At 45.6% G+C, this 21150-nt stretch carries 20 protein-coding genes and 2 pseudogenes; 17 read left to right on the forward strand and 5 right to left on the reverse strand.

What is annotated here, in order from left to right:
• Positions 1-188 precede the first annotated feature (188 nt).
• Positions 189-379, forward strand: a pseudogene (locus AXX12_RS18960) (IS3 family transposase); the annotation flags it as partial.
• Positions 380-561: 182 nt separating this feature from the next.
• On the opposite strand, the gene AXX12_RS18295 reads toward AXX12_RS18960, so the two are convergent.
• On the reverse strand, positions 562-945 hold the full coding sequence (locus AXX12_RS18295) for a RidA family protein (protein WP_066245850.1): 384 nt from the start codon (positions 943-945) through the stop codon (positions 562-564).
• 105 nt (positions 946-1050) lie between these two features.
• Here AXX12_RS18295 and AXX12_RS18300 point away from each other — a divergent pair, with 105 nt between their 5' ends.
• The 4 genes and pseudogenes from AXX12_RS18300 (at position 1051) to AXX12_RS18315 (ending at position 4393) form a co-directional block, all read left to right on the forward strand.
• Entirely contained in the window at positions 1051-1389 is a 339-nt protein-coding gene (locus AXX12_RS18300; protein ID WP_066245852.1) for a winged helix-turn-helix transcriptional regulator, read from the forward strand.
• A gap of 679 nt (positions 1390-2068) precedes the next feature.
• Positions 2069-2920: a polysaccharide deacetylase family protein gene (locus tag AXX12_RS18310; protein WP_066245854.1), complete on the forward strand. Its 852-nt coding sequence runs from the start codon at positions 2069-2071 to the stop codon at positions 2918-2920.
• A gap of 137 nt (positions 2921-3057) precedes the next feature.
• A pseudogene (locus AXX12_RS20260) lies at positions 3058-3240 on the forward strand (PH domain-containing protein); the annotation flags it as partial.
• A 481-nt stretch (positions 3241-3721) separates the two neighbouring features.
• The gene (locus tag AXX12_RS18315; protein ID WP_066245856.1) at positions 3722-4393 is read left to right on the forward strand and encodes an HAD family hydrolase; all 672 of its coding nucleotides are present in this window, start codon (positions 3722-3724) and stop codon (positions 4391-4393) included.
• A gap of 455 nt (positions 4394-4848) precedes the next feature.
• On the opposite strand, the gene AXX12_RS18320 is transcribed toward AXX12_RS18315, so the two are convergent.
• A complete protein-coding gene (locus AXX12_RS18320; RefSeq protein WP_066245858.1) occupies positions 4849-5487 on the reverse strand; it encodes an N-acetylmuramoyl-L-alanine amidase family protein in 639 nt (212 codons plus the stop codon).
• Positions 5488-6219: 732 nt separating this feature from the next.
• Here AXX12_RS18320 and AXX12_RS18325 point away from each other — a divergent pair.
• The 11 genes from AXX12_RS18325 (at position 6220) to AXX12_RS18375 (ending at position 16962) form a co-directional block, all read left to right on the forward strand.
• A complete protein-coding gene (locus tag AXX12_RS18325) occupies positions 6220-6888 on the forward strand; it encodes a GntR family transcriptional regulator (RefSeq protein WP_066245859.1) in 669 nt (222 codons plus the stop codon).
• A gap of 107 nt (positions 6889-6995) precedes the next feature.
• Positions 6996-8036, forward strand: a complete 1041-nt coding sequence (locus tag AXX12_RS18330; protein WP_197470787.1) for a zinc-binding dehydrogenase — start codon at positions 6996-6998, stop codon at positions 8034-8036.
• Between the two features lie 20 nt (positions 8037-8056).
• Positions 8057-8902: a transketolase gene (locus tag AXX12_RS18335; RefSeq protein ID WP_066245863.1), complete on the forward strand. Its 846-nt coding sequence runs from the start codon at positions 8057-8059 to the stop codon at positions 8900-8902.
• Positions 8899-9843, forward strand: coding sequence for a transketolase family protein (locus AXX12_RS18340; RefSeq protein WP_066245865.1), 945 nt, complete (start codon positions 8899-8901; stop codon positions 9841-9843). Before AXX12_RS18335 ends, AXX12_RS18340 begins: the two co-directional genes overlap by 4 nt.
• Complete coding sequence (gene garR / locus AXX12_RS18345; protein WP_066245867.1) at positions 9840-10727, forward strand: 2-hydroxy-3-oxopropionate reductase; 888 nt, start codon at positions 9840-9842, stop codon at positions 10725-10727. The genes AXX12_RS18340 and garR overlap by 4 nt, the downstream gene beginning before the upstream one ends.
• Positions 10728-10963: 236 nt before the next feature.
• Positions 10964-11995 (forward strand): TRAP transporter substrate-binding protein, encoded by a 1032-nt coding sequence (locus AXX12_RS18350; protein ID WP_066245869.1) that lies wholly within the window; start codon positions 10964-10966, stop codon positions 11993-11995.
• A gap of 140 nt (positions 11996-12135) precedes the next feature.
• Entirely contained in the window at positions 12136-12696 is a 561-nt protein-coding gene (locus AXX12_RS18355; RefSeq protein ID WP_066245871.1) for a TRAP transporter small permease, read from the forward strand.
• A 2-nt stretch (positions 12697-12698) separates the two neighbouring features.
• Positions 12699-13982 carry a TRAP transporter large permease gene (locus tag AXX12_RS18360; protein WP_066245969.1) on the forward strand — a complete coding sequence of 428 codons (1284 nt, stop codon included), beginning with the start codon at positions 12699-12701 and terminating at the stop codon, positions 13980-13982.
• Positions 13983-14281: 299 nt separating this feature from the next.
• Positions 14282-16099: a thiamine pyrophosphate-dependent enzyme gene (locus tag AXX12_RS18365; protein ID WP_066245872.1), complete on the forward strand. Its 1818-nt coding sequence runs from the start codon at positions 14282-14284 to the stop codon at positions 16097-16099.
• Entirely contained in the window at positions 16096-16692 is a 597-nt protein-coding gene (locus tag AXX12_RS18370) for an indolepyruvate oxidoreductase subunit beta (protein ID WP_066245874.1), read from the forward strand. The genes AXX12_RS18365 and AXX12_RS18370 overlap by 4 nt, the downstream gene beginning before the upstream one ends.
• Before the next feature lie 36 nt (positions 16693-16728).
• Entirely contained in the window at positions 16729-16962 is a 234-nt protein-coding gene (locus AXX12_RS18375; protein ID WP_066245877.1) for an FAD-binding oxidoreductase, read from the forward strand.
• Between the two features lie 222 nt (positions 16963-17184).
• Here AXX12_RS18375 and AXX12_RS19515 read toward each other — a convergent pair whose 3' ends face one another.
• Complete coding sequence (locus AXX12_RS19515) at positions 17185-17391, reverse strand: hypothetical protein (RefSeq protein WP_156478720.1); 207 nt, start codon at positions 17389-17391, stop codon at positions 17185-17187.
• A 193-nt stretch (positions 17392-17584) separates the two neighbouring features.
• On the opposite strand from AXX12_RS19515, the gene AXX12_RS18380 reads away from it, so the two are divergent.
• Positions 17585-18709, forward strand: a complete 1125-nt coding sequence (locus AXX12_RS18380; protein ID WP_066245879.1) for a radical SAM protein — start codon at positions 17585-17587, stop codon at positions 18707-18709.
• 808 nt (positions 18710-19517) lie between these two features.
• Here AXX12_RS18380 and AXX12_RS18385 read toward each other — a convergent pair.
• Positions 19518-20228 (reverse strand): flavodoxin family protein, encoded by a 711-nt coding sequence (locus AXX12_RS18385; RefSeq protein ID WP_066245883.1) that lies wholly within the window; start codon positions 20226-20228, stop codon positions 19518-19520.
• Between the two features lie 107 nt (positions 20229-20335).
• Complete coding sequence (locus AXX12_RS18390) at positions 20336-20920, reverse strand: helix-turn-helix domain-containing protein (RefSeq protein WP_066245885.1); 585 nt, start codon at positions 20918-20920, stop codon at positions 20336-20338.
• Between the last annotated feature and the right edge of the window lie 230 nt (positions 20921-21150).

Genomic DNA, 21150 nt, shown 5'->3' on the forward strand with positions numbered 1-21150 from the left:
AAATCCGCTCAAAGCCGGACTGGTGACAAAGCTGGAGGAGTATCCTTTCAGCAGCTATAGCGAATATCTTTTTGGCAGAGAATTAGTTGATACGCGTTTTCGTTAGGGATGGTAGGGCGCTATGAATGGATACACTCTGACATCAGGTGATTACCATGAGGCTTTTGAGATTTCAAGGCAGATCAGCTTACGATAATGCCTTAATGGAATCATTTTATAGAACAATAAAAGGGAGCTTATTCAGGATGCTCAATTCGAAACACCCGAACAAGCTCAGCAAGAAATCTTTAAATATGTTGAACTTTATTACAACATAAAGAGGATGCATTCCTCTCTTGGGTATCTTTCCCCTGCCCAATTTGAGAAGTTAAATTCATAAAAATAACTTAACTTTGTGTCTAGTTTTTCTTGACACTTCCAGTCCACTTTTCCTAAAAGTGTCCACTATTCGGGGTTCAGTTCAATCAAGTTGATTCCCCTTTTTAATTTTCCTGCTTACATCAATAATCACCTAAAGAATTGAGCTTGACATGATTACTTTGATTTTAAAATGTAGTTTACTTAGTCGGTGTGTGCGACGGCGCTGATTTCGATCAGTTGCTCAGGGGACGCCAAGTAAGTCACGCCGATGAGGCTGCCGGCCGGCCGATGTTGTCCCACGTATTCCTTGAACAGCCGGAGGACTGGCTCGAAATGCTCTTGCGCATTTGTTAGATAGATCTCCATATAAGCGAGGTTGGACTTCGTGACACCAAATCCCTCCAGTACGCGATCGAGATTTTCAAGGGTCTGTCGGGTCTGTGCTTCGATATCGCCCTCGCCAATGAACGCACCCTCCATATCGTGGGAAAATTGCCCCGAAATGTAGATAGTGCCGTTGACGCTGTAACCTTGGGTAATACCGTGATCCCAAAGACCGTGATCGTAGGTTTTAACATTAGTCATTTTTTTCTCTCCTTTACTTCAAAGTAAAGTCAGTATAAAATAAACGCAAACAAAAAAATAGTACGCACTTTTTTGATAGGTACTACCAGAAAGGATAGTGTAAATATGAGTATGGCTGACTATAAAGAAAAGGGTAATATTCAAGAGACACCTTTTGGTTATACATTGTCAGTGATTGGTGGTAAATGGAAAATGCTTATTGTTTACCTCCTGGCAGAAAACCAACCAGTTCGATTTAATGATCTGAAGAGAAAAATAGGAGCTATTACCTTTAAAACATTGAGTTCACAACTTAAAGAATTGGAAGCAGATGGGATGGTTAGACGGAAAGAGTATCCTCAAATTCCCCCTAAAGTTGAGTACAGTCTCACACATAAAGCAGAAACTCTATTACCTGTTTTGGAACAGTTATGTGAGTGGGGAGTAAAAAACCGCAATAATTAAGTTCCTTCTGTATAGCTAATGAAATTAATAGCAGTGAGACCGTGGGAACGTTCCTAATTCGTCAACTTTTGGCATTGTATGTTAGCAGATGGCCGCTCTCATCGTGTAATGGAAAAATCGTTAGAATCGGAAGAGTAACCGGCGTTTCGCGGGGAGTTATGATAAAAAGTTGACGGAAAAGGAACGTCTCCTATTGTCCCCTGGAAGAAGTGATGTTCCACCAATCTTCCCCCGGCATCGAAAGCGAAAAAGGCGTCACGGTCCAGCTTCCGTTTAGAGCGTTTTATGACAGCGGCGCTGGCGGCAGCATTATTGTGGAATCTCTCTTGGTTCTCAGGTTTGAGGTCTCCATCGGGGAGAAGCATAGAATCACCTCGCGATTTTCACATTTCGACAAAAAGCAACAACACGGCTCACTGCATAGTGGGCCGTGTTATGTAGTACGGAAGTAAATCGATATGCTCCCGCGAATCACGTTAAACACCTCAACTTCTTTCTTCGGCAATTTTTGTAAAATACCCTCATTTTATGAAAGGATATGAATATTTGTCCAAGAAATATAATAGATAGGCTTAATATTTGGTTAATTATTGTGGTAGTTAGAATGGAATCAAACTACCACAATAATTACTGCAGTAATAAATACACTAGTCAAATGCCGCAATAATTGGAGGACTACATGAATGCCGGTGACATCAAAAATAAAGTAGATAAAATTTGGGGGAAATTATGGACTTGTGGCGTAACTGAGTCTCGCGACAATAGGGTGATTAAGATAATAAAACGTAGGTTGGCCATTGGGTCACTATGTATACTCTTCTTTTTAATGGCATCTTCCATACCTTTAGAGCGAACAATAGCAAAGTCAGCCGAGTCTAAAATACTAGTGCTTGCTTATCATCGGATAGGTGATACAGCGGATATGTTGACACGTACTCGAGAACAGTTCCAAAACGACCTAGTGGAACTTCGCAACAACGGATACAGTACGATTTCTCTGCAACAGGCCGAAGATTTTTTTGCGGGGAAGGATAATTACTTACCGCCTAAAATGGTGCTACTGACATTTGACGACGGCTATGCTGACAATTACGAAAACGCCTTTCCCATACTCAAACAGCATGGTGATGTTGGCACTTTTTTTCTGATAACTAACTTAGTCGATACGCCTAATCGTTTGTCTTCTATGCAAATAAGGGAAATGCATGCAGAAGGAATGAGCTTTGGTTCACATACCGCTACACACCCTTCAATGGGAGAACTTACTGATAGCCAAATTGAGGAAGAGTTATATCAGTCTAAGCAATTTCTTAAATATACATTTGGTCAACCTGCTAATGCAATTGCTTATCCGAAGGGCGGTTATTCCTCTAATGTCATTAAGATAGCGAAAAAGATGAATTATACTTTAGGATTTACGATTAAGCCGGGAGTATGTACTTCCGGGAAGGATTTATTAGAATTAAATCGTATTCCTGTATTTAGATACACTCGGAATATAGTGAAAACGATTAATAATAGTCAAAAGTAACGTTGGTTAATGCTACAGCTTCCAGCTAAGCAACTACTGCTAGTACATATGAACATTTTTGTAATGTGGTCCTATAACTCTATACTAAAGAGTAGAACATGGAGAATCATAGGTTTTGCTTGCCAACACCTCAATACCTTACTTATAGAAGCATAACTCACTTTTCTATTGAGACAGCCGGACATTTTGATCTTGATGCTGAATTAAAGAAATGGGTATCAGGATCTCCTACTCCTATTGAAAGAAAGTTTAATAAGAGCTTGAACATCTATCGTAAGCGTCTAATAAGACGGTGGATAGAATCTGGGTACAAACCGTGAGATAATTGCTCTAAATCAAAATATAGAGTTTTTCGACCAACTTGAAAAACGCCAATGGAGGTTTAGAACGCAGACAGTGGGGACGTTCCTAATTCGTCAACTTTTGGCGTTGTAAGGGACAAGGGGACAGGTTCATTGTCCCTCCTTAATAGGAGAATCGTACATTGGAAATGGCGAAAAAAAGATCCTGATAAATTTTGTATCAATTTACAGGATCTTTTTGCTTTGTATGGAACCTTTATCAATTGTAATGGGTGACAGTGGGGACGTTCCTTATTTGTCATTCTTTTGTATGCTATCGTTAGAGGTGATGATGAATGGGAAGGCAAGCGAGACAATTAAGCAGTAGCGGTTTTCAGTATTACTTTACCAATAACTATGGCAGGAAAACTATCACAACTTGTTAAAGTACTAACTATTTGGTTAACCTGCACATATCCGGTTTCTGGCAGGGATGATCGTTTAGGGAGGCTGTATTGAAATGTATAAGACTGTCATTTTTGATATCGATGGCACACTCATTGATACTGAACACGCCGTTCTTTCATCTCTTCAGAAAATGCTTAATGATGATTATGGCAAGTATTATACATTCGAGGAGCTACATTTTGTACTTGGGATACCAGGGGCACAGTCTTTGCCCCAATTGGGTATTTCGGATATTGCAAGCGCGAATGAACGATGGAATGTTTATATGAAAGGTTTCTTTTGGTCTGTTAAAGTCTTTGATGGAGTAGCTGAGGTATTGGCAAGCCTGGCTGATCATAAGGTATGCACTGGGATTGTGACTTCAAAGACAAGAGAGGAATTAAGAAGCGATTTTATTCCTTTTGGTCTCATGAAGTATTTGTCCTTTATCGTTTGCGCCGATGATACTGATGAGCATAAGCCCAATCCAAAACCGATACTAAAATTCCTGGAAATAGCAAATGCAGAGCCGAAAACCTCAGTGTATATAGGCGATACTGATTACGACTTCCAGTGCGCCCGCAGCGCGGGAATTGATTTTGGATTAGCCTTGTGGGGAAGTAAAACACCAGACGTTATGGCTCAACATAAACTGGCAAAGCCTGCCGATATTATACAGTTGATTCTAAAAGAGAGGTGGGGATCTTCCCACAGCGAGTGGTTTATGAACAGAAACGATATATGAGATGATAAAAGAACTAATGAATGGATTTATTGAGAGTTGGCAACCTTGGACGGAAGCAAACTCATCGATGGATGTAAATTACACAGAACTGCTTTGGTGTGCAGACACTGCGAGACTTAAAAGTTGACTTGCTTTTGAGCTGCATGCTTATTGTTTGATGAGTAACCTTCCTCAAGTACCTGTTTAACTACTTGGATCTTAAACTCTTTGTTAAACTGAGTTCTTGCCATATAAAAACCCCCTTAGTAACAAGTTGTACGTTTTAATCATACTTCCTGTCTACTAAAGGGGTGGCATACCATACAGGGTTTTTCTCCTTTGTCTACTTTAAGGGGTGATGTTCATAGTGCGCGGGTTTTTTGTGTTATAGAACAGGTTGGTGGAGGTAGCCTCCATCGTATAATGACAGATTGCTAGTGAGGGGAAAGATCAACAGACTGTGCGTCAAAATAAGATTATTGGCAAAGGAAGTAGTTGACGATGCCGTTTAGAATGCCTTCCGCTATCAGGCTTTGATAGCAGTCATCCATAAGACATATTGCTTCAGCAAGATTGGACAGATAACCCATTTCAATCAATGCCGCGGGCATGTCATTATGAACAAGTACATAAAAATCGGCCGGGCTGACACCATTGTCGACCGCACAGGTTTCATTCACCAGAAAAGTTTGGATAGTGCAGGCGAGGCCGGAAGAACGCCCTTCCGGGAAGTAACTGGCAACACCGGTAAGATTGATATTGGGTACATCGTCAACGTGTAGGCTTACGAAGATATCCCCGGCGGACTTTTTAGCAATGTCCACTCTGGCCTGGAGATCGGCTTCAAGAGTCGAGCCGGCCGGAGCCACGCTCACGTCACGCGTTCGCGTCATAACAACTTTAGCACCCAACCGCGTCAGCTTTTTGCGTAGCTTAAGAGCGACCGCAAGATTAATATCAGATTCCCGGAACCCGTAGTGTACGCCTCCCGAAAAAGTACCTCCATGACCAGGGTCGAGGACAACGATTTTATTCAATAATGGCTGTGACACTTCCCCGCAGCCACAGTCGCACCCGCTGACATCTTGTTGATGACAGACATCACAGTGCCACATTCTCATTCCCCCAACATGCTTCTTGCTTTATATTATGTTAAGAGGTATAAGAAGGTTCTGCAGCCGAGTCACTAAAGATCCAAAAGAGCGGAAGAAAGCCCGGCACTAAGCCGGGCTCTGCAGGGGTCAGCACATAACGTCCAGTACCGTGGGTGGCGGGTGCCAGGACTGACGGTTTACGGGTTATAGTTCTAAGCCGTTCATGCAATGCAGGGTTATTTTATATCATGAATAACCAGTTCGGAAGTTTGTCTTTGCTTTGGGCCGCCTCGCCTCCAGCATAATTTGGAAATTATGAAGCTCACATTGCCGCATGGCAGACGTGAGCTTCATTTTTGTGACATCTTCTCGCTTGTTTTGAAATCTTGCAGCCCCTGCAATGCACCGCCACAGCCAAGACAATAACCGACGGTATTTATATAACAAAGGATGTAAATCCGGATTTTTCCCACAAGGGAGACTAAACCCTTTTTGCCAGACACGGCAAAGAGGGTTTTTGTATTCGGGGAAGAGCATATACATAAGTAATCGTACGGCATGGCCCTTTTTTTCGATGCGTATTACAGAATTAAGCTGAAAAGGTCGGATTTGATGTCGAAAAAGAAATAATTAGATAATTTAAAATATATTAAATTGTGCAAAAAACTCTATTGACGCCGAGTTTGGTGATTATATATAATCAAATTAGTTCTATATAATGTACTTTATTATATATAAGACAGGAGCGGAACTATGAATCGGACTTACAGAAGCGAAAATTCACTAAACCCCCTAAAAGATGCTGTAAAACAAGCGGTACGCAACAAAATTATCGAAAATGTGTTTAAACCGGGGCAGAGAATTGTTGAAACGGAGATTGCCCGAGACATGCAGGTCAGTCAGATCCCTGTACGCGAAGCCTTATGTGGTCTGGAGGAAGAAGGTTTAATTAAGTCTGTTAAATATACCGGATCCTTCGTAACTGAAATTAATTTCAAGGAAATGTATCACATCTATCTTCTAAGGTCTTCCATCGAGGCGAATGTCATTGAAATGACTTTGCCGAAGGTGACGAAAGCTCAGTTTGGCACACTGCACGACATTATAGACTCAATGGAGGACAACCAGAGGAAGCACGTCGATTACAGCTGTACATCGGCGCTGGATATCGAATTCCACCGAATAATAGTGAACTGGGGTGATATCGAAACATATAACCGCATTTGGACGATGCTGAATGGGCATATCCGGCGGTTTATTCATTTTGCCCACCCGCAGATTGCTAACAAACAGGACCGGGTATACGAAGATCATAAGAATTTGCTTAGGGTACTGGAAACCAGGGATGTGGAAGAGGCGAAACGGGTCTTTAAGGCACATATCATGGATGCCTTCAATAGCGGATTGTTTAAGGTTGAATAATCTGCAGGGGATCTTAGGCGTATTGTTCAGGCAAGGTAAAGCAGCGATAGTCGGTCTGCCTAAAGGCCCGGCAGACTAAAATAAGCTAAAGGGAAGTGGTTATGTTGATGAAAGCGGTAGTAAAGTATGACAATGTCGCTGGCGCCACTGAAGTTCGGGAGGTCCCAGTTCCCCAGATCGGACCGGATGACGTATTGGTAAAGGTCGCCTTTATAGGCGTTTGCGGTAGTGATCCACACATGCATCACAACCGGGTGTCCTACAAGGTAAACGTCCCGTTGATTCTGGGCCACGAGTTCTCGGGCACCATTGAACAGGTCGGCATAAATGTGAAGGGGTATTCTGTGGGTGACACGGTCACCTGTGAGACGCACGCGGATTATTGCGGCAAGTGTGAGCTTTGCCGCACCAACAATTACCACGTCTGCAGGCAGAGAAAGGGTTTTGGTTTTCAGGCTGACGGCGCCTTTGCCAAGTATGTCAAGGTTCCAAGCCGTATACTGCATAAGCTGCCGACAGGGGTTGGGATGCGGGAAGCAGCTCTGACCGAGCCGTTGTGCGTGGCCTATAGTGCCCTGGTGAAACATTCGCATATTAAACCGGGCGATACGGTGGTCGTCATCGGACCGGGGCCTATCGGCATTCTTTGCACAAAGATGGCCAGCATACTTGGGGCTTCAAATATTGTGGTCATTGGCACTGACGGCGACGAGGGCCGTTTGGAACTAGCCAAGGAATTCGGAGCCACGATGACGGTCAATAGTTCGGTGCAGGATCCGTTACCCCTGATCATGGGGCTCGGTGACGGTTACGGTGCCGACACGGTTATAGACACGGCAGGGTTTTCGCCCACGCTAAAACTGTCCATTGATGTGGTCCGGCCTTGCGGTCAGATTACTAAAATCGGCTGGGGTCCACAGCCGGTAGGATTCTCGCTGGATCCGATCATCGCGAAGGCGGTGACTTTGCAGGGAACATTCAGCCACAATTGGGATGTCTGGGAAAAGTGCCTGGTATTGATGAGCAAAAAAACAGTGGACTTAAACCGGCTGATAACTCATGAGCTGCCGCTCGACCAGTGGGAGAAGAGTTTCGCGCTGATGGAATCCAAGCAGGGCCTGAAAATTGTTTTGACACCCATCGACTGAAGCTAAAAGGGGTTGATAAAATGGTAGCTCAAAATGTTATCGATCAGTTAAATGAAAGGGCATTGAGAATCAGAGAGCACATTGTTTATGACCTGATCGGAGTAGGTAAAGTGGGACATTTAGGAGGCTCCTGCTCTAGCGCCGAAATTGTTGCCGCCTTATATTTTCATAAGATGAAGCATGACCCAGCCAATCCGGGTATGCGCGATCGGGACCGATTCCTCCTGAGCAAAGGCCATGCGGCGCTGGTCCAATACGCTGCCTTGGCTGAAGCAGGCTATTTTCCCAAGGAGGAACTTAAAAAGGTTAAAAGCCTTGGCGCGATGCTGCAGGGTCATCCCGATATGACCAGGACGCCAGGCATCGAAGCCAATACCGGCTCACTCGGACAGGGACTGTCAATTGCCGGCGGCATGGCGTTGGGCCTCAGGATAGATGGGATAGCAAGCAAGGTATATGTGCTCATCGGTGATGGAGAACTGGCAGAAGGGCAAATTTGGGAAGCCGCCATGTCAGCTGCATATTACAAGCTGGATAATTTGGTAGCCATTGTGGACCGCAATAATCTGCAGGCTACCGGTCCGATCTGCGAACGCTTTGATACGAATCCTGTGTCGCCAAAATGGGCGGCTTTCGGCTGGGAGGTAATCGAGATCGACGGCCACGATATTGGCGCTATTTTGTCAGCCCTCGAGCAGGCGGATAAAATCAAAGGCAAACCGACGGTCGTCATTGCCCAGACGGTAAAAGGAAAATGTATTTCCTTCGCCGAGCATAATCCGGCCTTCCACAACGGCTCGATGACTCCGGAACAATTGGAAATAGCGAAGGCTGATCTTCTAAGATTGCGGAGGGAGACAGTATGACGAAAAATTTACGTCAGGCGTATGGTGAGGCCTTGGTGGAACTTGGCCGGGACAATCCGTCTATCGTGGTGCTGGAAGCTGATCTTGGCAAATCTACCATGTCCATCTTGTTCCAGAATGCGTATCCTGAGCGCTACTTTGAGATGGGAATCGCCGAGCAGAACATGGCTTCGACCGCCGCAGGACTTGCCCTGACAGGCAAGATTCCATTCATCAACTCTTTTGCCGTCTTTTCCACTGGACGGTGTTATGATCAGATCCGTCAGACGATATCCATTGCCAGTCTTAACGTGAATATTTGCGGCTCTAGTGCGGGTCTCTCAGATTTCGGCGATGGTTCTACCCACCAGTCTGTGGAAGACGTGGCTCTGATGCGGGCTATTCCCCATATGACGGTTCTGGTACCGGTGGACGCGAATGAGACACGCCAGATGGTTCGGGCAATGGCCAGCATTCCCGGGCCAAGCTATATCAGGATTAACCGGGCCGACCTGCCACTACTGACGGATGAAGGAGAAGAATTCCGCTTGGGTGCTCCGAGGGTGATGCGGCAAGGCAGCGATGCAGTAGTCTTCGCTAACGGAGTCATGGTATCCAAGGCCCTTGAAGCTGCTGATAGTCTAAAGTATGACGGCATTTCAGTCAAGGTGGTAAACGTAAGCACGGTCAAGCCCCTGAATAGAGAGGCAATTATTCAGCTGATCCAGGGCTGCACAGTTGCGGTGGTAGCCGAAGAGCACAGCCTGATTGGCGGTCTTGGCAGCGCCATCAGCGAAGCACTTGCTGGAATGCGGAACGTGGCTTTGGGTTTCGTGGGGATCGATGACCTTTTCGGCACATCCGCGAGCAACTATGAGGAACTGTTAGTATATTACGGCCTGACTGCCGAGGCGATTAAGGATAGGGTTCACAAAATGGTAAATCAGGAGGCGAAAGCGTGAAGATAGGATTTATCGGCTTAGGGATCATGGGTAAGCCCATGGCCAAGAATTTATTAAAAGCGGGATATGAACTGGTGGTTTATGATATTATCCAGGCTGCGGTGGAGGAAGTCGTTGCGGCCGGAGCAACGGCAGTCGGCTCGCCCAAGGAAGTGGCAAGCCAGGTCTCGATGGTTATTACCATGCTGCCTAACTCACCCCAAGTCAAGGAAGTGGTGCTGGGCGCTGGCGGCGTGCTGGAAGGCGCCAAACAAGGCGATATCATCATTGACATGAGCTCGATCGCGCCGCTGGCGGCCAAAGAAGTAGCTGCCGCTGCAGCCGTGAAGGGTGTCGAAATGCTCGACGCGCCGGTAAGCGGGGGCGAACCCAAAGCAATTGATGGCTCGCTCTCCATCATGGTTGGCGGAAAGCAAGCCATCTTCGACCAATGCAAGGACATTCTCCTGAAAATGGGCAAATCGGTGACACTCTGCGGTGACATCGGCGCAGGCAACACCACCAAGCTCGCCAACCAGGTCATCGTGGCCCTCAACATCGCCGCCATGTCCGAAGCCCTGGTGCTCGGTGCCAAGGCCGGTGTCGACCCTGAAGTAATCTACCAGGCCATCCGCGGCGGGCTGGCAGGCAGTACCGTACTTGATGCCAAGGCTCCGATGGTGCTGAACGGCAATTTTAAACCGGGTTTTAAAATCGACCTTCATATCAAGGACCTCAACAACGCTCTGGAAACCGCGAAGGAAGTCGGCGTGCCGCTGATGCTCACTAGTCAGGTCATGGAAATGATGCAGGCGCTCAAAGTCGACGGCAAGGGCCAAAGCGATCACAGCGCGATTGTGCAGTTTTACGAAAAACTGGCAAATTTCGAGGCGCGCAAGAAGTAAGAGTATCGTGAAAATATATACTTTTATAATAGACTTGTTTGAAAATTTATTGCACCATTTGTGTTAAAATTTGGAAACTTTGCAGGATAAGGCGAAGAGTTTTAAGAATATTACAAATTAACTGACTATGACTGGTGCGGTGTGCCAGTCAGGATGTTCTTAGGGTGGTGCGAAATGCTGGGGAGGGTAGAAGGACCTGGCATTTTGTATAAAAAAATTGAGAGGTAGGAGAAATAATGGCAAAGTTGTCGAGAATCGTTGTTGCCCTATTAGTCATCGCTATGGCAGTGTCTCTGCTAGCCGGCTGCGGCGGCAGCCAACCGGCCCAGGAAAAGAAAGCAGAGAAAAAAGTTATCAAAATCTCTATCGGCCTGAATGATGCCAGTCCGGAATACAAAGGCCTGGCGAAGTGGAAGGAGCTTGTTGATAAGGAATCCAAAGGGCGCCTTGAGATTCAAATCTTCCCCAGTGCTCAGCTCGGCGACGACATCAAAACCATGACCGCCCTGCGCGCAGGCACGCTGGAAATGTCCGGCCCCTCGAGCTCTCCGATTTCCACCATCGACAAGAAGTGGATGGTTTTCGACCTGCCATTCCTGTTTGCCAGCGAGAAGATAGTCGATTCGGTTCTTGACGGTCCCTTTGGCCAGAAAATGCTCGACTCGCTTTCCGCCAATGGTCTGGTGGGCATTATGTACATGGAAAACGGCTACCGCCAGTTGACCAATAGCAAGCACGCAGTAAAGACCCCCGATGATATCAAAGGACTGAAGATCAGGACGATGGAAAACCCCGTTCACCTCGCAGCCTGGCGTAAACTAGGCGCCAACCCGACCCCGATGCCGTTCAGTGAAGTCTTCAACGCCATGCAGCAGAAGACCATCGACGGCCAAGAAAACCCGAACACCACTAACTTCCTGCAGAAATTCCACGAAGTACAAAAGTACACCACTGTAAGTAATCATGTCTACACTCCGTTTGTCATCATGTACAGCAAGAAGCTGTGGGACGCACTGCCGAAGGAAGACCAGGAACTCCTGAAGAAAACCGGCAAGGAAGCCAGCAAGTGGCAGCGCGAGCACAACCGCAAGGTTGACGCCGAAGCCCTCGAAGGTCTGAGCAAAGCTGGCATGACGGTCACCAAGCTGACCCCGGAACAAACGAAAGCCTTCCAGGACACCACCAAGGACATTGCCGCCCAGTTCGAAAATGATATCGGTAAAGATATCCTCGCAGAAGTAAAAGCGGAAATCGCCAAGGTTAAGTAAGTATTGTGTGATGTAGGGGCGGGGACTAGCAAAGCGCCTGATTTCCGTAGTCCTGCCCCTATTTTCCATTTTACCGCAATAATTTGTCGCGTATTAATCTGAAAGTGGGGATGTAGATTCCCCCGAAAGGAAGCCGGGAGATGGGCAACTTGAGCAAACAGATAAACCGCCTGCTTCATGCAGCGATTGCGATCTGCCTGACTTGCATGGCCACATTTGTTTTTGCCAACGTTATACTACGCTACTTTTTCAACTATGGACTCACCTGGGCTGAAGAAGCCTCCCGTTATCTCTTCATCTGGCTGATATTCCTCGGTGCCATCGTCGCCTACCAGGAGAACGTCCACCTCGGTGTTGACACGCTGGTGAATAAGCTATCGGTTAAAGGCAAACGTCTTCTCTTTATCTGCAACAACATTATCCTCGCGATCACTATGGGTTTGTGCGCCGACGGGGCTTGGAAGATGACTGCTCTCACCAGCACCCAGGTTTCGCCGTCAATGCAGTTGCCGATGTCGATGGTGTATATCTCCGGGTTCATCTGCAGCGCCGCGATGGTGGGCATATCTCTGTATAACCTTTACCGGCTGTTCACTAACAAGGTAGCTGAGAGTGAACTGGTGATGATGACCGACACCGAGGATAAGACATTGATTGACCAGGCAATCAGCGAAGCGGAGGAAGGAGCCAAAAAATCATGACAATGACGATAACCGTATTTCTCGGCTCGCTCCTCGCCGCCATGGCCTTGGGGATACCTATTGCACACTCACTCATCATTAGCGGCATTTTCCTGCTCTTCCAACTCAACATGTTTGACACCCAGATTCTCGCCGCCACCCTTGTCGATGGCGCCGACAACTTCCCCCTTATGGCAATCGCCTTCTTTATCCTTGCCGGCGAACTCATGAACGCCGGCGGCGTCTCCAAGCGGATCATTGCTTTCGCCATGGCACTCGTGGGCCATGTTCGCGGCGGCCTCGGCTACGTCGCCATTCTTGCCAGTCTTATCTTCGCCGGTCTGTCCGGTTCGGCGGTGGCCGATACGGCCGCCCTCAGCGCTATTCTCATCCCGATCATGGTCGAGGCCGGCTACGACCGGGGCATGTCGGCAGCGCTCATTGCCTCCGCGGCCATCATTCCGCCTATCATGCCGCTCAGCGTGCCAATGATTATTTTCGGTGTCACAGGCAATGTATCCATTCCCAAACTGTTCATGTCAGGCATCGTGCCCGGCCTGTTGCTGTGCATCTTTCTCGCCGTCACATGGGCTTGGTTGGCCCGCAAAAAGCAGTTCATACTGCAGCCGAAGCAACCGCTATCTGTGGTTCTAAAAACGGCTCGTGACGCCATTTGGGCGTTTATTCTGCCCGGCATCATCATCGTTGGTCTGCGCGGCGGCGTCTTCACGCCGACCGAAGCCGCCTCGATCGCTGTCTTTTATGCCCTGTTCATCGGGCTGTTCGTTTACCGGGAACTCAAATTCAGCAATATCTGCGATGTTCTTGTTGCGGCTGCGAAGATAACCAGTATCGTCATGTTCCTGTGCGCGGCGGCCATGATCTCGTCTTGGCTGATCGCCGTGGCCAATATCCCGGCGTGGATCGCCGAGATGCTTGCACCGGTCATGAACGACAAGATTATCCTCATGTTCTTCATTAACCTATTAGTCCTGCTTGTCGGCACAGCCATGGACGCCACGCCGACCATCCTCATCCTCACACCCGTCCTCATGCCGATTATCGAAAAGGCCGGCATCAACCCGATCTACTTCGGTTTCATGTTCGTGTTCAACAACATGATCGGCGTTCTCACGCCGCCAGTTGGCACGGTGCTTAACGTAGCGGCCGGCGTCGGCAAAGTCTCGATGGAAGAGATAATCAACAAAATAATGCCGTATCTGTGGATCGAGATCGTTCTCCTGTTGCTGCTCACTCTATTCCCGGACCTCGTTCTCGTGCCGATGAGCTGGTTCATACCTAAATAGCCGCGATATACGCTCGGAACGGCTGCTAATTACCCAAAACAAGCTACGTTTGCAGCTGCATAATGGAAAACAAGTCATGCGGCTTGTGAATTGCTCCCCGAGCGTTGGATAGAAAAGTAAAAGCCTATCGTAGAATATGGTAAAATTAATCAGACTGGCACCGTTTTTCATATGGTGTCGGTCTTGTTATGAACTGAATTCGTTCGTCGTTATAGAAATTAACGTACCGTTCAATCAGCTGGACGGTCTCATAAATGAGCCGATTTTTTGCGATGTTGAGATATGTGGGGGGGAATAACATGCAAGCCAAGTTTATGTTTGGCAATGAAGCAATTGCTCGGGGCGCATTCGAAGCAGGGGTAAAGGTTGTGGCAGGATATCCAGGAACGCCTGCAACAGAAATAGTCGATCATTGCGCGAGTTTTCCCGGTATCTATGCAGAATGGTCCTCTAATGAAAAACACGCTTTTGAAGTGGCAGGCGGAGCGTGCTTGACAAACCAGCGTGCAATGGCGGTGATGAAACATAACGGAACAAATGCTGCGGCTGACTATTTAATGCACATCAATTTCACCGGTGTTAAAGCCGGATTAGTGCTGATTTCGGCAGACGACCCGGGCGGGTTATCCTCGCAATGTGAGGAAGACACCAGAATACTGATTCATACATACGCACATCTGCCAATGTTCGATCCTGCCAATGTGCAGGAAGCCTATCAAATGACCAAACTAGCCTTTGATCTATCTGAAAAAACCGAACTTGTCTTTGCCATCCGTCCGGTTATGCGGATTAATCACGCCGGAGGAATGGTCGAATGCCAAGGAAGTATTACTGCAGGCAAGCCTCCCGAGTTTGTGCCTGATCGCAGCCGCTTTGTTATGTCAGCTGTTGTTGAAAAAGAGTATGGCGGGGAGCTTCGCCCCAAAATGCGGCATCGCTGGCTAAATAATAAACAGGCTGAGCTGAAAGCGATCATGGAGGAATCGCCTTTTAACTGGATTGATTCTTCCGAAGGCGATATTGGGTTTGTCGGCTGCGGTATCGGTTATGCATTTCTTAAGGAAGCGGAAAAGATCTATGGGCAATCATTGCCGATCATGAAGCTGGGAACACTGCCGATTCCTGAAAAAAAGACGCTGGAGTTTCTCAAAGGATTAAAAAAGGTAGTCATTTTTGAAGAAATTGAACCTGTTGTCGAAAGGTTAGTTAAACAATTGTGTTTTGAAAATAAGATATCTCTGGACATTCTTGGCCGCGAATCCTTTTTGCCGAAGGAAGGAGAGTTGTCGACGAACCTGGTGCTGACAGCGGTTCAGGCGGTGTTTGCCGGCAAAGATTACCCCGCCCCAGCTCAAGGAAAATACATACCTGCGCGCACCCGGACCCAATGTGGGGGATGCAGCCATAGAGGATTGTTATTCGCGATGAAAGAAGTTGTGAGAAAGAATGGCGGGGTGGTAACCGGAGACATCGGCTGCCATGACGCAGGAACATTTGAGCCAATGAAGCTGCAGGCAACCATTTATTGCATGGGCTCGTCCATTCCGATGGCTTACGGCATACAAAAGGCAGGCTTCGATAAGCCTGTATACGCACTGATTGGTGATTCGACGTTCTTCCACAATGGCTTGACCGGACTTGCCAGCGCAATTTTTAATAAAGCGAATATCACAGTGGTCATTGGCTACAATTCAACAACTGCAATGACTGGATTCCAGCCTCATGCCGCAAGTACCAATAATCTCATGAGTAAAGACGTTAAACCGATTAACCCAGGTGAATTAGCTGCTGCCATGGGGGCAAAGGTTTTTTGGTGCAACCCCTATAATGTAGAGGACACCATCCGCGTCATTACAGAGGCAACGCAAGAAGAGGGAGTCAAAGTCGTGGTTGCGGAGGCGTTGTGTTACTTGAAGTTTGGCCGAGAGGGCAAGATTTCTTATCAACCGGTTCCGGTAGCGGTGGACATAGATGTTTGTAATGGCTGCGGGATTTGTATCCGCACCTTTGGCTGTCCGGCTATCACCCTAGTTGCTGACAAGGCTAGGATCGATGAAAGCGCTTGTAACAAGTGTGGCGTATGTATACATGTGTGTAAGCGGGGGGCGATAAAATGAAGTTCGACTTGGTTATTGCCGGTGTAGGCGGACAAGGTAATATTCTGGCAACACAAGTAATTGCTCAATGTGCTATAGATGCTGGATTGAATGTTGCCAATACGGAGACTAAAGGGGCTGCGCAGCGAGGTGGATCAGTCACATCGCATCTACGGATATCTGACGAAACAATCTTTTCTCCGCTGGTGCCTCATGGACAAGCCGATATATTATTAGGGTTGGAGCCGCTGGAAGCATTCCGTCACATTGCACTGCTAAGCTCAAACGGAAAATACATCATTAATACGGCTCCGGTTCCGACCATTCTTTCCAATATTAAGATCGATACGTATCCTTCGCAGGAACAGCTGCTTGCCGATATACAGCAAAGAAATCTTACCGGGTATTTCATCAATGCGACCCAGGAAGCCAAAAATATCGGCGATGCATTGCTCGTAAATGTCGTTATGCTAGGGGCTTTTTCAAAAGTAAGCAATATTGTGGGAGATAACGTATTATTAGCAAAATTGCTGTCACTAGTGGATGAGAGATATCATCAAGCCGATAAGTTAGCATTTGAATGCGGACGGAGACTCATACGGCTGGAGGGGTGAAACTCCATATACATGGGTCTACAGGGAGGTAAACAGATGGCACATTATAATCCGGTTACTTTAAGAATTGCAGAAATTCAACAGAATGTCTTTGACTATGCGTACAAGGTTGGCGGTAAGCTTTCGGGAGAGCATGGGATTGGCTATAAAAAGAAAGCACTGATGGAGCAGTACACGAGCGAAGTGGAATTGGATGTAATGCGAAGCATCAAGAAGGCTATGGATCCAAATCACATTCTGAATCCAGGCAAAATATTTGATGTTGTGTAGAATGATGGTGATTGGTACCGTCAAGATTTCGCAAACTAGTTTGCAGTTCATTAGAAAAACAACGTCCCCACGTGTATCACAGAAAAGAAAATTAGAAGTAAGTGACCTGAGGAGTATCAACGGTGTTGGGGATAAAACAGTAGCTAAGGCTAAGGATTTGCTATCTTTTGAAGCAGTATAGCTGAAAGTGAATTTAACTCCGCGTGGGTAGGGAAGTGTACTTTAGATAATCATGCTGGCGCATCCTAATGGCGGACGTCCGATAGTGCCGTTATGTAACAGGTGATGGACGGCTGCGATCTTTAGCAGGCCATGACCAGCACGATGACAGATAAAAAAACGATCCTTTGCAGATGGTTTTACTGCATAGGGTCGTTTTCTCGTTGAATGCATCTTTGGGAAGGTATTATTGGCCTCGTGTTTTACCATTGCCGACAATCCCGTCCCTATCGACATTCCCGTCGACATTGAAAACTGATGTGTAAACCAGTATAATTTAAATACTATGGCTTGATTACTTATTATAAGGAATAAGTATTCAAGCTCAACTACAGATTTTTTAATGGTATTCACACTTGGAAGATAATGTGAAGTATTAGATTAAGTAGATAGGCGGTACGTTATGAAAATTTCAAAGAATGATGCGTTGATATGGTTTGATTTTTTCTCACAATTGCCTGAGGAAGAGGAAATTAGTATAAAACATGAAGAAATCATTTACTCTACCTTTGCGCAAATTGAGGCAGCAATTGATCATAGAAATGATACGTTAATGTCGGATATTAGAGGTTTGAAAACTTTAGAGAATAGAACTTTTTTTGTAGGAAATGAAAGTAAATTCCCCAAAGGATGTCGTTCTTGTCTGATGGGTACTGGTTTGAGTGCAATTAGGAAAACGAACAAATGTAATTTAGAGTGTAAGTTCTGTTATAATTATAGCGAACTAGAAGATATTCATCCAGTTGGCGAAGGTATGTGGGAAATTGGAGGCACAAAATTTTACGAGAAGGATATTGATTTGCTTCTTTCCATTCACCAAAAACCCACTGGCATTTCCTACGTTTATTTAGAACCATTCATGGAAATTGAAGAATACTATTCGGTTATAAGGAAATTTAGTGATGCTCAAATTCATCAACATTTATACACAAATGGCACTTTAGCTACAGAAGAGACATTGAAAGCATTAGGTGAAGCCGGTCTTAATGAGATACGTTTCAACCTAGGTGCTTCTAAGTGTTCGGACAAAGTAATTGAAAATATTGGATTAGCGAAAAAATATATCAAAAGTGTAGGTATTGAAACTCCAATGACTCCTGAGTTTTTCGAAGCATTTTTTAAGAAAAAGCAAGCAATCTTCGAGACAAAACTCGATTTTATCAATTGTGCGGAATTACATTTAAATGAGAATAACATAAACAATTATTATGGGGAAAATATGTATATTTCCAGACATGGCTATATATCTCCAATTTGGAGTAGGGAATTAACTTTGAAATTCATGAAAATAGCTGATGAAGAAAACTGGGATTTAGCAGTTCATGATTGCTCAAACTACACAAAGTTTGCAAGAGGCTTAAATTTGAGTAGCAAAGCGGGTATGTGGTTCGGAGCCAGTAATTATGCCTGTGAGTTTTCTATGATTCCATACGATATATTTATACCAATACTGAATGATGACAATTTCCAATTTTTAAATGAAGAAGAATTGCCTGACGACTATAAACCAGAAATTATAGATTTTTAGAATGGTGTGTCATTTTGTTTTTTCTTAAAGAGCCATTTACACCTCGATAAATGCTTAAACAAGTAAAAAAACAAAGGGATAGGTGCCTTGCTTTTAACGGTTGTTAGGGACTTGGTGATGCAGTGTAACAAGGGTAACACTGTCAAAGGGATGGTTCTAGTGACATGTGGGAAAGTTGGGGGACGTACCTATTTTGTCACAACTGACAAAATAGGTACATCCCCACCGTCACCTCAAAGCTGGTGAGAGATTGTTTTCGACAAACCCGTCTCCGCGACACGCAAATTGTATAGCTAAAAGGAGAGAGAAAATGGCAGTTGTAAAATGCACAAAATGTGGAAAAGTGTTTAATACACAGGGAGCAATACTGAAATCGATAGGCGATGGTGGATATTTAGAATGTTGTCCCAAATGCGGGAGCACGAGTGTATATTGTGTGGACGACTTCCAAAACGACGAGGATAGATTATGGGAGGGGTATTAAGAAAGGAGAACAGTCAACCTGACCCGGCTACAAATGAAGTTGCTGAGTTGGGAAAAACAGTACAATAGGGGACGTACCTTTTTTGTCACAAAAATGATGTCTACTAAGGAAATACTAAAGTGGGAAGATACGCGAGGCAATTGACCGGAACGTGGATGCCATGGCAATATGTTGACAAATTAGGAACGTCCCTTGCTGTCTCTTCAAAGAGAGATGACAGGCAAGTGAAAAAACAGGCCTGGTTTCAACAACTAAAAATAATAAATCCTGCAGATTTATAACGAATCTGCAGGATTTATTATTTTACGGGTAATTTAATAACAATCATTTGTTGCCCAGCAGGCTATCGAAGTATTGATTGGCGTTTTGAATATATATATCGTCCGGTAGGAAAGACTGTTCCAGCGCTTGTTTCGTTTCGGTTGACAACGCCTGACCCGATGCAATTTCGCCACCGGCGTTTTTGACCCATTGCAGATACAGTTTGACTTGCGGCAGTTCCATTGACAGAAGTCCGCCCTGTGCCGCATAGATTTCGCCCAGCAGTTCTGTCTGCATATTCTGTGCCACACGCTGCACCCAGTGTGATATCGCCTGAAAATGCGACCGCTCAGGGAAACCACAATTCGACATCATCAGCAATTTGGGTGTTTTCTCGCCTGGCTTTTTCCAGTGGCGTGACTCACCAGTGGCCGTCTTGCTGAAATGCGGATCGCCTTTGACGATCATCCGATCCATGAACACTTTCAGCAGGCCAGAAATCGTATCGAAATACAGCGGACTGGCCAAAACCAGCACATCAGCTCCATCTGCCTCAGCCAGAATTTGCTTCATGTCGTCGGCGATGACACAGCGTCCCGGTGTCTTTAGCCAACAGGAAAAGCAGCCGTGACAGTACCGTATCTCCTTCTCCGCTAAAAAAACGTTTAACGTGTTTGCGCCCGCCTCTTGGGCTCCTTGCAAAAAAGATTCGGCCATGATTTGCGTATTGCTACTTCTGCCTCTGGGGCTTCCGTTGATCAAGACAATTTTCATATCCACATTCTCCTTTTTACTCGCACCGTTTCTCTGTTGTGCGCTGCCCTGTCATTTGGATACAGGTAGTCTGTGCTCTCTTTCAAAGCAATGTAACGAAAAGGTACTCAAATGAGTTGATAAAATAACCCGTGATTCGTGCAATGGAAATATAGTTTGCCATGCCCTAACTTATGAAATCGAAATTGCATATTCCACTCGGGATATTGCTTCACAATAAGAACTCTATCTCCTGTAACATACGCAACAAAAGATATATAATGATCTTTTTTCATTTCGTGGGAAGAGGCAACATATAGTTCATTTTCTACAGGCTCTATATTTAGTAGATGGTTATCTTCCGCTTTTGCTGCAACTAATGCCTCTAACCTCTTTCCGCAGCATGAAATATGAGCATCTCCTGTTGCTGTCATGAGATTATTACATTGTGGGCAGACATAAAAATTAAGTTTTTTCATATTACCTCCAATAGTTTCATTTAGTTCAATTTTACCTGAGAGGATTTCCTCAATATTAACTCCAAGTATCTGTGATAGCTCTGGGAGCAAGGATACATCAGGGCATCCAAGGCCGCGCTCCCATTTACTTATTGCTTTGTCACTGATGTTCATTAAATCAGCTAACTGCTTTTGTGTCATGGCTTTTTCTTTTCGCAGATTATAGATTAAGTTACCGATTTTATCGCAATCCATTAGCGTCACCTCCGAAATTTAGTTTAGAGTATTTTACAGATACTTGCAATAAACGAACCGTAGATATTTAGAGTCAAAGGAGCAAAATTTAATAGTATATGCTAGATAGTATAATCAATCTTCGCCGTTTGACCCGATATGGAGATCCGTATCACTGGTAACCCAGCACACCTTCATATGGCCTGCGCTGACCTCGAAATCGTCCGCTATCGTTGCAGCCAGACTGATAT

Origin of the sequence: Anaerosporomusa subterranea, assembly GCF_001611555.1 — a bacterium.
GTDB classification, from domain to species: Bacteria; Bacillota; Negativicutes; order Sporomusales; family Acetonemataceae; genus Anaerosporomusa; species Anaerosporomusa subterranea.

Bases quoted from the DNA above. Each gene is read 5' to 3' on its own strand.
- AXX12_RS18350 (WP_066245869.1), top strand. From the start codon at position 10,964: ATGGCAAAGTTGTCGAGAATCGTTGTTGCCCTATTAGTCATCGCTATG.
- AXX12_RS18325 (WP_066245859.1), top strand. From the start codon at position 6,220: ATGAATCGGACTTACAGAAGCGAAAATTCACTAAACCCCCTAAAAGAT.
- AXX12_RS18295 (WP_066245850.1), bottom strand. From the start codon at position 945: ATGACTAATGTTAAAACCTACGATCACGGTCTTTGGGATCACGGTATT.
- AXX12_RS18380 (WP_066245879.1), top strand. From the start codon at position 17,585: ATGAAAATTTCAAAGAATGATGCGTTGATATGGTTTGATTTTTTCTCA.
- AXX12_RS18340 (WP_066245865.1), top strand. From the start codon at position 8,899: ATGACGAAAAATTTACGTCAGGCGTATGGTGAGGCCTTGGTGGAACTT.
- AXX12_RS18330 (WP_197470787.1), top strand. From the start codon at position 6,996: ATGAAAGCGGTAGTAAAGTATGACAATGTCGCTGGCGCCACTGAAGTT.
- AXX12_RS18310 (WP_066245854.1), top strand. From the start codon at position 2,069: ATGAATGCCGGTGACATCAAAAATAAAGTAGATAAAATTTGGGGGAAA.
- AXX12_RS19515 (WP_156478720.1), bottom strand. From the start codon at position 17,391: ATGGTAAAACACGAGGCCAATAATACCTTCCCAAAGATGCATTCAACG.
- AXX12_RS18355 (WP_066245871.1), top strand. From the start codon at position 12,136: ATGGGCAACTTGAGCAAACAGATAAACCGCCTGCTTCATGCAGCGATT.
- AXX12_RS18335 (WP_066245863.1), top strand. From the start codon at position 8,057: ATGGTAGCTCAAAATGTTATCGATCAGTTAAATGAAAGGGCATTGAGA.
- AXX12_RS18360 (WP_066245969.1), top strand. From the start codon at position 12,699: ATGACGATAACCGTATTTCTCGGCTCGCTCCTCGCCGCCATGGCCTTG.
- AXX12_RS18390 (WP_066245885.1), bottom strand. From the start codon at position 20,920: ATGGATTGCGATAAAATCGGTAACTTAATCTATAATCTGCGAAAAGAA.
- AXX12_RS18315 (WP_066245856.1), top strand. From the start codon at position 3,722: ATGTATAAGACTGTCATTTTTGATATCGATGGCACACTCATTGATACT.
- AXX12_RS18385 (WP_066245883.1), bottom strand. From the start codon at position 20,228: ATGAAAATTGTCTTGATCAACGGAAGCCCCAGAGGCAGAAGTAGCAAT.
- AXX12_RS18365 (WP_066245872.1), top strand. From the start codon at position 14,282: ATGCAAGCCAAGTTTATGTTTGGCAATGAAGCAATTGCTCGGGGCGCA.
- AXX12_RS18300 (WP_066245852.1), top strand. From the start codon at position 1,051: ATGAGTATGGCTGACTATAAAGAAAAGGGTAATATTCAAGAGACACCT.
- AXX12_RS18370 (WP_066245874.1), top strand. From the start codon at position 16,096: ATGAAGTTCGACTTGGTTATTGCCGGTGTAGGCGGACAAGGTAATATT.
- AXX12_RS18375 (WP_066245877.1), top strand. From the start codon at position 16,729: ATGGCACATTATAATCCGGTTACTTTAAGAATTGCAGAAATTCAACAG.
- AXX12_RS18320 (WP_066245858.1), bottom strand. From the start codon at position 5,487: ATGTGGCACTGTGATGTCTGTCATCAACAAGATGTCAGCGGGTGCGAC.